Source organism: Brevundimonas halotolerans (genome assembly GCF_003730275.1).
GTDB lineage: Bacteria > Pseudomonadota > Alphaproteobacteria > Caulobacterales > Caulobacteraceae > Brevundimonas > Brevundimonas halotolerans.
The window spans coordinates 119,209-131,480 of sequence record NZ_QTTA01000019.1 but is presented as its reverse complement, the minus strand read 5'-3'; the positions used below and the strand labels follow the sequence as shown (position 1 = coordinate 131,480).

Sequence of the window (12,272 nt, the reverse complement as noted above, 5' to 3'; positions counted from 1 at the left end):
TTCGCCGTTAAGCTGGTTTCGGGACATCGAGGGAGGGCATCATGCGCTGGAGAGGCGGACAACGCGGCGGCGGCGGAATTCAGGATCGCCGCGGCATGGGCGCGGGCGGCATCGCCGGCGGCGGGCTGGGCGTCATGGTGCTGGCGGCGATCGGCTATCTGGTGTTTGGCATTCCGCCCGAAACCACGACCCAGCTGGCGACCCAGCTGGGCGCGGCGGGCAGTCAGGCCGAGGGTGAGCGAGGCACGCCCGAGGATGAGGCTGGCCTGTTCGTCGATGTGATCGGCGGCAATGTGAACGCCGTCTGGTCGGACCTGCTGATGGGCTACCACGCGCCGACCGTGGTCCTGTACGAGGTCGGCACCGGTACGGGCTGCGGCTTTGGTCAGGCGGCCATGGGGCCGTTCTATTGTCCGGCGGATCAGACCGTCTATCTGGACCTGGGCTTCTGGGAGCAGATGCAGACCCAGCTGGGCGCATCGGGCGCGGATTTCGCCAAGGCCTATGTGATCGCCCATGAGTTCGGCCACCACATCCAGACGCTGACGGGGGCCTCGGACGATGTGCGGCGGGCACAGGCGCGGGCCACCAGCGAGGCCGAGGCCAACCGCTTTTCCGTGGCGCTGGAGCTTCAGGCCGACTGCTATGCCGGTGTCTGGGCGGCCAATGCCGCACGCCTGTCGGGCGGCGAGGTGGCGCTGCGGCCCGGTGATCTGGAAGAGGGGCTGAAGACGGCCGCCGCCATCGGCGACGATGCTCTGCAGCAACGCGGAGGGGGTCGCGTTTCGCCCGACAGCTTTACCCACGGATCGTCGGAGCAGCGGGTCGAATGGCTGACGCGCGGCTATGAGACCGGCGATCCGGCGGCGTGTGACACCTTCCGGGGTTACTGAACCACCGTCAGATCCAGCTGGGCGGTGCGGTAGAGGGTGCCGCCGCCGATATCGAGCAGCAGGCCCTGATCGCGGAAGGCCGCCATGCCCAGCAGGGCCGCGGGGATGCCGGGCATGCCGACCGCGCCATAGACCGGCACATCGACCTCGCGGAAGGTGCGGCCCACCGCACGCAGGCGCGCGACTGTCAGGATGTCGGCGGTGATCTGTCCGCCCAGCACCAGACTTTCGCCGGTCCCGGCCGGGCGTCCGTCCAGAATGCCGGCGGCCTCGGCGGCGGGCTGACTGAGGCTGAGGATGGAAGAGGCGCCGGTATCGACCACGGCGTCCAGCGTGTGGCCCTCGACCTCGACCGGGGTGACCAGGGCGGTGCCGCGCCGGCGGACGGCAACCCGGCTCCAGCGCGCGTCGTGGACCACGGCCTGCCGGTCCATCAGCCGCATGCGGCGCTCGACCAGATCGACCTCGAGCGCCAGCAGTTTCAGCAGGTCCTGACCCAGGATCAGGGGGGCGGAAAGCCCCTCTTCATCCGCCAGCGGGCCCAGATCGAGGATGGCGCAGCGCAGGCCGCTGAGGGACAGGCCGTCCACCGCCATGTCCAGCCGCACACCCTTGCCCATCTGGGGCTGGCCGCCGACGCCGTAGGCCACCAGCGGAATGTCGAACAGGGGGCGCGGGCCCAGCTCGGCCTCGATGGCGGTATGAAAACCCCGGTCGATCACCGAATACTGCGCACCGCTGTCGATCAGGGCATTGACCGTCTGGCCGGCGATGCGGACCGGGATCGTCGGGCTGAGCACCCGGGCGGCAAAGTCGATCCAGGGGGTGGTCGTTCCTCCGCTGAAGGCCAGGCCCGGCGCGCTCCACAGGACATTCTCCTTCAGCCACCACCCGCCCCCGAGGGCGCCGGCGACCACACCAGTCCGGATCAGGAGGCTGCGTCGGTTCATGCCGCTCTGTTTGGCCTGAACGCGCCCCTGTGACCAGAGACGATCAGCCGCCCGAGGATGCGCCCTGGGGTCGCGGACGGTTCTGCATGGCGCCGGTCATGGGGATGAAGAACACCCCGACGTCGCGGCGCGAGCGGACGCGGCCGTCGGCGTCCTTGGTATAGACATACAGCACCTGACCCCGGCGGAAGGGCTGGCCGATCGGGATGATCAGCTTGCCGCCGGGCTTGAGCTGGCGGAACAGCTCGGGCGGGGCGTACTGGGCGACGCAGGTCAGCATGATGGTGTCGAACCCGCCCTCGACCTCGGGCCAGCCGAAATAGCCGTCGCCAACACGGGCGTGGACGTTGTCATAGCCCAGCGGCTTGAAGATCTTGCTGACCGCATGGCCGACCGGCTGGATGATCTCGATCGTGTAGGAGTCGCGCACGATCCGCGACAGCAGCGACGACTGAAAGCCCGAGCCGGTACCGATTTCCAGCGTCACATCGGTGGGCTTGGGCTCGGCCAGCTGGGTCATATAGGCCTGGCCCAGATAGTCGCTGAGCACCGAACCGTGGCCGATGGCCCACGGCTTGGGATTGGCCTCATAGGCCTGATAGGCCGTCGAATCCTGCGCGGCATAGGCGTAGTGGAAGAAGTCGCGCGGCACGCTCTCGAAGGCCTGGACCACACGGGGATCGGCCGCGCCGAACTTGCCGTCCAGATAGGATTTGATGCGCTGGATCGCGGCGGGTTTGCGCGACTGGATGGCGTCGAACTGGGCGCGGCTGAGGCTGCTGGGGCGCTCGGAGGCGGCCATGGCGGCAACGAAGGCCTCGTAGGTCCACGGCTGGGCCGGCATGCGGACGGTTTCGGAGACGGCGCTGTCGGTCGTCTCGGGCGCCGCTGCGGTCGCCGGGGCGTCGGTCGAGGGCGCAGGCGTATCGCCGCCGGTGCGGGTCGGGTTGAGCCGGGCCTGAAGCCGCTCGCGCGTGGCCTCGTCACAGGCGACGAGGGTCGAGGCCCCGGCCAGGGCCGCGCCTCCGGCGATCAGGCGTCTACGGTCGATCGTCATGGCGGAAATCCTTTTACGCAGGCGACGAAACAGGAAGGGGATCAAGGGTGGAGCGCGTTTGGCGGCCCGGCGGCAGGGCGAGGAAGGCCAGCACATAGAGGGCTGCCCCCACCATCAGCAGGGAGGAGAAGCCGACCTCGCGCGACATCAGATTGGCCAGCGGCGTGGCGACGACCGAGAAGGCCCCGTTCAGGCCCCAGGCCCAGGGCAGCATCCGCCCCTCACCCACCTGGATCAGACCCAGCGGGAAGGGCAGGCCCAGCGCCAGCGACACGGGCGCGGCCGCGGCCAGCACGAGCAGTCCCCGTGTCCAGGCGGGCTGGTCCAGCGTCGACAGCATGACCGCCTCGCCCTGCGTGAAGACCAGCCAGATCCAGCCCAGCACCACGATCAGGGACACGAACGAGGCCACCTTGGGCAGGGCCACCACGCGGCCGGCGATCAGACTGCCCAGCCCCGAGAAGATCAGCATGGACGTCAGCACCAGGGCGAAGGCCGAGGAATAGTCATTGAGATAGAAGGCCGCCTTGTCGATCAGGAAGATCTCGATCAGCAGGAAGCCCAGACCCAGACTGGGGAAGTACAGCACCGGCCACAGGCGGCGGGGCTCGGGCGCGGCAACCTTCCGTTTACGGAACATCAGCGGGGCGGCCAGCACCAGCAGGGCGATCAGGGCGGCCTGGGCCAGCACCACCAGATTGACCAGAGCGCCGATCTCGGCCTGGGGCAGGACCTCCAGCCGGTGGATCAGGGTGGTCGGCCGGTCGAGCCGCAGCGACGCATAGTAGGCGGGCCGGTCCAGCGTCTGGGGCCGGATGTTGAAGGCGCGACTGGAGGGGCTGTCGCGCCCCTGCAGCACCGCCTCGGCCTCGCGCGCGATGGCATCGTCCGTGCCCTGAGAGATCACGGTGCCGCTTTCGAACGACACCACCGGCAGGTCGTTGAACAGACCCGCGCGGGCCGCCTCGATGTTCAGTCCGGGGCGCCAGGAAATGTCGAACGAGCGGGCGGCGGCGAAGGTCTCGAGCGCTGTGACATCCGCCTCGCTCCACGGCGTCGGCGAAATCAGGATGCGGGCATTCCACGCCGAGCGATAGACCATGACGTGGTCCTCGGGGCGCTCGACACCGGCCCGGATCAGGGCCTCGCGCGCCGTCGCCATGATGCGAAAGGCATAGACGGGGAAGTCGCGGATCGAGACGGGGACCGAGACCATGCCGTCAGGATCGAGCGCGGCCAGATAGGCCTGCATGGCCTCGACCGTAAGCGCCGTGACATTGGCCGGCGCCGCATCGATGAAGTCGGACGAGACGTCGATCACGTCAAAGCGCTCGCCGGGGGCCGCACCCGCCGCCCGGGCAACGGCCAGCGGTCCGCCCTCGGCCAGCCGCACATCGTCGCCCAGTGCAAGACCGCGCGAGGGGCCCAGCCCGTGGGTCAGGGCGTGTTTCAGCACCGGCTCGCTTTCAACGACCAGCAGCCGTTCGGCCCCCAGCGCCCGGGCTTCGGCCAGGCGGAAGCCGCCGGAGGCGCCCAGGATCAGCACCCCGGCGCGGGGCCGCAGCATATAGGGGGCGGCCGACAGGGCGCTGTCAGCATAGCCGCCGCCGAGACCGCCCGCCTTGGGCAGGGCCGCGATCCGGCTGCCGTCGCGGTAGAGGCCATATGTGGCGGGCGGCCCTTCGACCTCCATCATCGACGCGTTGTTGGAAACGTCGGCGTCGACCCGCTCGGTGAAGTTGTCGAGCATCAGATAGTGCCCGCGCGGGCGACGGACCTCGGCCACCACCTCGGCGCCCCGGGTGTTCATGGGCGCATAGACGGCCTTGAACTCGGAATAGGCAGGCGGGGTGCCGAGCAGCAGAATGGCCTCGCCCAGCACAAGGGCGCCTCCGGCCAGCGCGCCACCGAGGGTACTGAAGCGGCCCGGCTGAAACAGCGGCGCCAGCGCCAACGGCACCAGCAGCAGGGGCGCCAGAAGAAAGGGGTGGACGAGGAACATCAGCGCCAGGGCGAGGGCCGAGCCCAGCCCCGCGCCAATCAGATCATAGGCATAGACCCGCCCGATCTCTCGCGGGTTCAGGATGAAGATCAGCGCGATATAGAGGCCGGCCAGAAAGAAGAACGGCAGCAACGCCCCGTAATAGCCCGCGATATTCAGCAGCTGGTCGGCCCAGGTCGTGGGGTTCTGCAGCTGCAGCGGATTGAAGGGATTGCGGGCGATCCGCTCGTAACCCAGCGCTGCTGCCAGCACCATGGTGGCCGGCAGGACGGCGCGCAGCCAGGCCCCGTGACGCTCGACCGTATCGCGGAACAGGGCAACCGCCACGCCCGACAGAGCAAAGCCCGCCATGACGATGGAGATGATCCAGTAGCCATACTCGGACCATTTCGCGACGGCGAAATAGCGGGTCAGGGCGTTCTCGATGCCGACAACACCGAGCGCCACAAGGAACAGGGGGATCAGCGCGGCCCGGGTGCTCTTCGACAGGCCGGTCACAGGGCCGACCACGCCACGGGCGGCCGGATCACGAGGTGATCCCGGCCCCCTTTTCCGCGCACGGAAGACTTCAAGGTTAACAGCCCCTTAACCCGCATGGGGCCATCTGGCCTGACCGGCGTTATCTGTCGACCGCCTTCCCCGAAAACGCGAGGATTCGGGGCCCCGGGGCTGCGTTTTACCCGTCAGCGCGGCCCGAAAGGCACGATCTTGTTGTCGGCGTCATGGCCGATGTCGGCCCCGCCCAGATACGGAATGCCGGACCGCAGGCACCAGTAGCGGACGATTTCCTCGGGCGTCAGGCCGAACTCGGGCTCATTGGGGGTGATGTCGCTGACCCGGCCCAGACGGAAGCCCGCGATGCGGCGGATCGAGGCCTGACCGGTCAGATGGAACATCATCCGGTCGATCCGGTAGAGCGCCTCGGACACCTCCTCGATCATCACCACATGGCCGCTCAGGTCGGGTTCGATGGCCGTGCCGACCAGTTGGTCGAGGATGGTCAGGTTGAAGGCGACGGTCGGCCGTCCGTCGAGGCTGGGCTCATACCCCGTGGTCGCGCCCTTGATCAGCCAGTCGAGCGCGCGGTCGATGGCCTCGGCCCCCTCGCGGCGACCGAAGTCGGCGACCATCGGCCCGTGGGCGACATGGGCAAAGCCTGTCTTGTAGAGGGTGGCCAGCAGGCTGCCGGCGTCAGAATAGCCCAGATAGCGCTTGGTCCGGGCCTCGGGCTTCAGCCCGTCGCGCACCGCCTCGGCGATCCGGCACGAGCCATAACCACCGCGCGCGAACCACAGGGCGTCGTAGCGCGGGTCGTTGGCCATCTCGAGGAATGCGCGGGCGCGCAGGGCGTCGTCACCGGCGAAATGGCCGTGGTTAGCGAAACAGGCCGGATGGAACACGACCTTGACGTCGCCGCCGGGAAAGCGGGCCTCGACATGGGCCTCCAGTCGCGCGGCGGTGGCCTTGCTGAAGCGTGACGAGGGCGCCACCACGCCAATGCGGGTTACCGATCCCATACTGCGTTTCCCCTGTTGGGCAGGCGGTCGGACAAATCGGGCTCCCGGCTCTGGCATGCGGTGCGCCCCGTGCTAGTCAGGGCCTTCCTCCGACACTCCCCGGTTTCGCCTCCATGAATCAAGACGCCAATCCAGCTGGTTCCTATTTCTTCTGCGGTATCGGCGGGTCGGGAATGCTGCCGCTGGCCCTGATCCTGGCCGCGCGGGGGGCCCTGGTGGCGGGATCGGACCGGTCGCACGACCAGGGCCGCAGCCCCGACAAGTTTGCCTGGCTGGAGGCGCAGGGCATCGCGCTTTACCCGCAGGACGGGTCGGGTGTGACGGATGCGGCGACCACGGTTGTGGCCTCGGGCGCCGTCGAGGACACAGTGCCCGACATCGCCGCCGCCCGCCGGGTCGGCGCCCCCGTCATGACCCGACCGCAGATGCTGTCGGACCTGTTCAACGCCGCCGAGCGGCGCGTGGGCATCGCCGGGACCAGCGGCAAGTCGACCATCACCGGCATGGTGGCGTGGATCCTTGATCAGGCAGGCCTCGACCCCACGGTCATGAATGGCGCGGTGATGAGCAATTTCGTGCGCGAGGACACACCCTTTGCCGCTGCGCGGATCGGCAACCCCGACCTGTTCGTCTCGGAGGTCGATGAGTCGGACGGCTCGATCCAGCTGTACCGGCCCACGGTCGCCGTGGTCTCGAACATCTCGCTGGACCACAAGTCCATGGAAGAGCTGCGCGCCCTGTTCGGCGGCTTCGCCGGGCATGCGGATATCGCCGTGCTGAACCTCGACAATGACGAGACGCGGGCACTGGCCGACACCCTGCCTGCAGACCGCCGCCTGACCTTTTCGCTGGGCAACACGGCCGCAGACCTGCGCGCGACCGATGTCGAGGCGACCGCAACCGGGATGCGGTTCCGGCTGGACGGGGCTGAAGTCCGCCTGCAGGTGCCGGGCGCACACAATGTCGCCAATGCCCTGGCCGCCCTGGGCGTCGCCCAAGCGCTGGGCGTGGCGCGTGAGACAGCCATCGCCGCGCTCGCCAGTTTCCGGGGCATCCGGCGTCGGCTGGAGGTTGTGGGACAGGCGGGTGGCGTGACCGTCATCGACGACTTTGCCCACAACCCGGACAAGATCACCGCGACGCTGCGGACCCTGCACGCCTTTCCCGGGCGGTTGCTGGTCCTGTTCCAGCCGCACGGCTTTGGCCCGCTGAAGCTGATGCGGCGCGAGTTCATCGAGACCTTTGCCAGCCTGATGGGTCCGGGCGATCATCTGATCATGCCCGAGCCGGTCTATTACGGGGGCACCACCGACCGCAGCGTCTCGAGCCCGCAGATCGTCGAGGGCGTGGTCGCCGCCGGACGTCAGGCCGAGGCTCATGCCACGCGCGCCGACTGCGGCGACCGGCTGATCCAGCTTGCCCAGCCCGGCGACCGAATTCTGGTGATGGGCGCGCGCGATGACACCCTGACCACCTTTGCCCGCGAGCTGCTGACGCGCCTTTCGGCATGATGCAGGATCCGCCGGTCGTTCTCGACGAGATCGTGGTCACCGCCCCGCGCCTGCCTGCTGCAGAAGGGGAGGCGGCCTTTTCCGTGATCCGGCTGGACGGCGAGGCGCTGGACCGGTCGATGCGGCTGGACGAGGCGCTGGGCCGGGTGCCCGCCGTCGGCCTGTTCCGCCGGACCTCCAGCCTGACCGCCAATCCGACCACCCAGGGCCTGTCGCTGCGGGCCATTGCCCCGACCGGCGCCGGGCGGGCGCTGGTGGCGCTCGACGGGGTGCCGCTGAATGATCCCTTTGGCGGCTGGGTGATCTGGGCCCAGGTGCCGCCCGAGGGCCTGTCGGGCGTGGATGTGGTGCGCGCCGGGGGCACCGGCCCCTATGGCGCAGGCGCGCTGACCGGCTCGGTGCTGCTGCGGGAACGGGATACGGGCGGGGCCTGGACGGCGGCGGTGGGGGAGCGCGGCTCGGCCCGGCTGGCCGCCTCGGGAACGGGCGACCTCGGCCCCCTGCGCTGGGTGGCGACCGCTGGCCACGAGCGGACCGACGGCCATACGCCGGTGCGGGCGCCCGACGCCGGAGCCGCTGACCGGCCACTGGACCTTGAGGCCAGCGCGGCCTCGCTGCGGCTGGACATGCCGGTCGGGGATGCGCTGGTCTCTGGCCGGGTTTCCGCCTTCGAAGAGATGCGCGGCTCGGGCGTCGAGGGATCGGACGCCGAGGCCTCGGGCACGGCCCTGTCGCTGACCGCCACGCGCCAGCCGGACGCCGACCGGGCGGGCTGGCGCGTGCAGCTGTGGCGGCGCACCAGCGACCTGCAGAACCGCTTTGTCGCGACCGCGCCAGACCGCTCCTCGACCAGCCCGGCCAATCATCAGTTCCACACTCCCGCCATAGCCTGGGGGCTGAACGCCGCCTGGCGGATGCGGCGGGACGGCCTTGAGACCGAGTTTGGCGTTGATGCCCGGCAGGCCGAGGGCGAGACCAACGAACGCTATCGCTTCATGGGCGGGGAATTCACGCGCTCCCGGCAGGCGGGCGGCGAGACCGCGGTGGCGGGAGTCTATGCCGAGGCCAGCGCCACGCGCGGCCCGTGGCTGGTGACAGGAGGCCTGCGCCTCGACCACTGGTCCGCCAGCGACGGCCGACGGGTCGAGCGCGACCTGCAGACCGATGCCCGGGTGCTGGACGAACAGCCGGCCGATCAGTCGGGCGATGTGGTGTCGGCCCGGCTGGGGGTGCGCCGTGCCCTGTCGCCCGAATGGTCGGTGCGGGCGGCGACCTATAGCGCCTTTCGACCGGCGACCCTGAATGAGCTGCACCGGCCGTTCAGGGTCGGCAATGACATCACCGAGGCCAATGCCGGTCTGGTGCCCGAGCAGTTGACCGGGATCGAGGCGGGGCTGGCGCGCGAGACCGACCGGCTGGACATCCGGGCCACGCTTTTTGCCACCCGGATCGAGGACGCCATCGTCAATGTCACCATCGGCGCAGGTCCCGGCGTCTTTCCCCGCGCGGGCTTTGTCCCGGCCGGTGGTGTCCTGCGCGAGCGACAGAACGCCGGGACCATCGAGGCTGTCGGGCTGGAACTGGAGGCCGAAGCGCGGCTGCGCGAGGGCCTGACGCTGCGGGGTGCGCTGGCCGCCACCGACGCGCGGGTGGACGGCGGCTCGCAGGCGCCGCAGCTGACCGGGCTGCGCCCCGCCCAGGCCCCGATCTGGAGTGCCACCGCCGGTCTGGACTGGACCCCCGCGGCCGACTGGACCGTCAGCGTCGATGCCCGTTGGGAGAGCCGCCGTTTCGACGACGATCTCAACAGCCGCGTACTTGACCCGGCCCTGACCGCGTCGGCCCGTCTGGAGCGGAGGCTGTCGCCCGGCCTGACCGCCTGGGTCGAGGGGGTGAACCTGTTCGACGCAAACGTCGAGACGGCGGAAACGGGCACGGGCGTCGTGTCGTATGGCCCGCCGCGCACCTTGTGGATCGGGCTGTCGCGTCGCTGGTAGACGACGTTACTTGCAAGCGGTTCGCATTTTTGGCACAGGCGCAGGGTGTCGACGTCTCCCGCGCCCGCTCCTGCCCCATCCGCCGCCCGGCTGAGCTCCGCGCGGGCCTTCTGGCTGAAGCAGTTGCACCAGTGGCACTGGATGTCCGCTTCGGTCAGCCTGATCGGACTGATCCTGTTTGCGGTGACCGGCTTTACCCTGAACCATGCCGCCCAGATCCCGGCCGAGCCGGTGGTGGTCGAGCGCACCGCCACCCTGCCCGCGCCGCTGCTGCAGCGGCTTGAGACCTTCCCCGCCGAGACCACCGACCCGGTCCCCGATGCCGTGGCGCGTTGGGCCTCGAGTGAGCTGGACGTCTCCATCGCCGGGCGGGCCACCGAGACCACGGGCGCGGAAATCTATGTCGCCCTGCCCCGGCCCGGTGGCGACGGCTGGATGACGCTGGACCGGCAGACGGGCGAGGCCCTCGTCGAGGTGACCACGCGCGGGCCGATCGCCTATCTGAATGACCTGCACAAGGGGCGAGATACCGGCGGGGCCTGGTCGCTGTTCATCGATGTGTTCGCGGTGGCCTGTCTGGTGTTCGCCCTGACCGGTCTGGCGCTGCTGGTGCTGCATGCCCGCAACCGGCGCATGACCTGGCCGCTGGTGTCGCTGGGCCTGCTGATCCCGCTGATCCTCTCCCTGATCTTTATCCACTGAGTGTGCCCCCGTTCCGATGAAGCCCCTGACCCTTGCTGCGACCCTGCCCGCCGCCGGACTGATGCTGATGGGGGCTGCCCCGTTGCCGTCCGGTGATCTGACGGTCAGCATCGGCATTCCGCGCATTTCCAGCGCCTCCTACCACCGGCCCTATGTGGCGGTGTGGATCGAGCGGCCCGATGAGACCGCCGTGCGCACCCTGTCGGTCTGGTATGACACCGCCCTGCCCGCCGGTGAGGGCAAGGACTGGCTGAGGGACATCCGCACCTGGTGGCGCAAGGACGGGCGCAACCTGACCCTGCCGGCCGATGGTGTCTCTGGCCCGACCCGCGCGCCGGGCACCCAGACGGTCACAATCCCCGCCTCGCGCCTGCGCGATCTGCCGGCCGGAAACTATGTGCTGGCGGTCGAGGCCGCGCGTGAGCTGGGCGGACGTGAGATCGTGCGCGTGCCCTTCCGCCTCGGCGCTGCCAATACCGCCTCGGGCACCGGAGACTCCGAACTGGGTGCCGTGCGCGTCACCGTCGCCCGCTGAGGTCCTGATGTCCGAGCCGCGTGTCCCCGCCTCCAGCCGTTCGGCCCCGCCGGTCATCGACCTGTCCGGGGGCGCGAATGAGCCGCGTCCGGAGACCAACAACCGCATCCTGATCCCGCCCCTTCGCAGCGCCCCGGAAAAGCCGCCGGGCGCGCAGATCGCCCAGCTGGGCGGCGAGACCATGGGCACGGTCTGGACCGCCCGGATCGTGGTCCGCGACGAGACCGAGGCCATCCGCTGGCAGGCCCTGATCGAGGAAGAGCTGGAGCGCATCATCGCCCTGTTCAGCCCGTGGGAGCGCAACAGCGAGATTTCCCGGTTCAATGGCGCCCCCGAGGGTACCTGGGCCCTGTCCGATGCCTTCTGGACCGTCCTGACCCGGGCGCTGGAGCTGGCCGACGACACCAATGGCGCGGTCGATCCGACGCTGGGGTCGTTGGTCGATCTGTGGGGGTTCGGACCGCCCGGACGCCGGTCGCCCCTGCTGCCCCTGCCCGAGGATCACGAGGTCGAGGCGGCGCGGTCCAAGAGCGGCTGGATGCGCCTTCGGCTGAATGTCGATGCGCGGGCGGCCGTCCAGCCCGGCGGGCTGAAGCTGGACCTGTCGGGCATCGCCAAGGGGCATGCGGTCGACCTTATCTCTCTGCGGCTGGCCCGTGAGGGGGCGACCTCGCACCTGTTCGAGATCGGCGGCGAGCTGAAGGGTGTCGGCGTCAAACCGGACGGCCGTCCGTGGTGGGTCGAACTGGAAAAGACGGTTGGGCTGGAGACGCCGCGCACCATTGCGGCCCTGTATGGACTGGCCGTTGCCACCTCGGGCGAGGCGCGCCGCCAGTTCGTCCACGGCGGCCAGACGTACTCTCACACCATCGACGGTCGCACGGGGCGGCCCGTGACTAATGGCATGGTCTCGGCCTCGGTGCTGCATGACTCGGCCATGGTCGCCGATGCGCTGGCGACCGCCCTGACAGTGCTGGGGCCTGAGGAAGGTCTGGATCATGCCGAGCACGCCGGGATTGCGGCCCTGATGGTCCACCGCACCGACGATGGTCTGGTTGAGCAGATGAGCCCCGCGCTTGTGGCCATGCTGGACGTCGGGCGGGAATGA

At 69.6% G+C, this 12,272-nt stretch carries 10 protein-coding genes; 6 read left to right on the top strand and 4 right to left on the bottom strand.

All coding sequences use genetic code 11. From position 1 onward, the window contains the following. Positions 1-41: 41 nt before the first annotated feature. Positions 42-893 (top strand): KPN_02809 family neutral zinc metallopeptidase, encoded by an 852-nt coding sequence (ypfJ, locus tag EG854_RS09535; protein WP_123287881.1) that lies wholly within the window; start codon positions 42-44, stop codon positions 891-893. Here the strand turns inward: ypfJ and EG854_RS09530 are convergent. The 4 genes from EG854_RS09530 to EG854_RS09515 all read right to left on the bottom strand — a co-directional run bounded on the left by EG854_RS09530 (position 887) and on the right by EG854_RS09515 (position 6,419). Next, positions 887-1,843 carry an aspartyl protease family protein gene (locus EG854_RS09530; protein WP_123287880.1) on the bottom strand — a complete coding sequence of 319 codons (957 nt, stop codon included), beginning with the start codon at positions 1,841-1,843 and terminating at the stop codon, positions 887-889. The genes ypfJ and EG854_RS09530 overlap by 7 nt on opposite strands. Positions 1,844-1,886: 43 nt before the next feature. Beyond that, on the bottom strand, positions 1,887-2,900 hold the full coding sequence (locus tag EG854_RS09525; protein ID WP_123287879.1) for a protein-L-isoaspartate O-methyltransferase family protein: 1,014 nt from the start codon (positions 2,898-2,900) through the stop codon (positions 1,887-1,889). 13 nt (positions 2,901-2,913) lie between these two features. After that, positions 2,914-5,412 carry a hypothetical protein gene (locus tag EG854_RS09520; protein WP_123287878.1) on the bottom strand — a complete coding sequence of 833 codons (2,499 nt, stop codon included), beginning with the start codon at positions 5,410-5,412 and terminating at the stop codon, positions 2,914-2,916. Between the two features lie 173 nt (positions 5,413-5,585). After that, positions 5,586-6,419, bottom strand: coding sequence for an LD-carboxypeptidase (locus EG854_RS09515; protein ID WP_123287877.1), 834 nt, complete (start codon positions 6,417-6,419; stop codon positions 5,586-5,588). Between the two features lie 113 nt (positions 6,420-6,532). On the opposite strand from EG854_RS09515, the gene EG854_RS09510 reads away from it, so the two are divergent. From EG854_RS09510 to EG854_RS09490, 5 genes are read left to right on the top strand one after another with little or no spacing between them, the layout of a single operon-like run. Then, on the top strand, positions 6,533-7,930 hold the full coding sequence (locus EG854_RS09510) for a UDP-N-acetylmuramate--L-alanine ligase (RefSeq protein WP_123287876.1): 1,398 nt from the start codon (positions 6,533-6,535) through the stop codon (positions 7,928-7,930). Next, positions 7,927-9,927 (top strand): TonB-dependent receptor, encoded by a 2,001-nt coding sequence (locus tag EG854_RS09505; RefSeq protein ID WP_123287875.1) that lies wholly within the window; start codon positions 7,927-7,929, stop codon positions 9,925-9,927. Before EG854_RS09510 ends, EG854_RS09505 begins: the two co-directional genes overlap by 4 nt. Before the next feature lie 45 nt (positions 9,928-9,972). Continuing rightward, positions 9,973-10,629: a PepSY-associated TM helix domain-containing protein gene (locus EG854_RS09500; RefSeq protein ID WP_123287874.1), complete on the top strand. Its 657-nt coding sequence runs from the start codon at positions 9,973-9,975 to the stop codon at positions 10,627-10,629. 16 nt (positions 10,630-10,645) lie between these two features. Then, the gene (locus EG854_RS09495; protein WP_123287873.1) at positions 10,646-11,164 is read left to right on the top strand and encodes a DUF2271 domain-containing protein; all 519 of its coding nucleotides are present in this window, start codon (positions 10,646-10,648) and stop codon (positions 11,162-11,164) included. Positions 11,165-11,171: 7 nt separating this feature from the next. Beyond that, complete coding sequence (locus tag EG854_RS09490) at positions 11,172-12,272, top strand: FAD:protein FMN transferase (RefSeq protein ID WP_123287872.1); 1,101 nt, start codon at positions 11,172-11,174, stop codon at positions 12,270-12,272.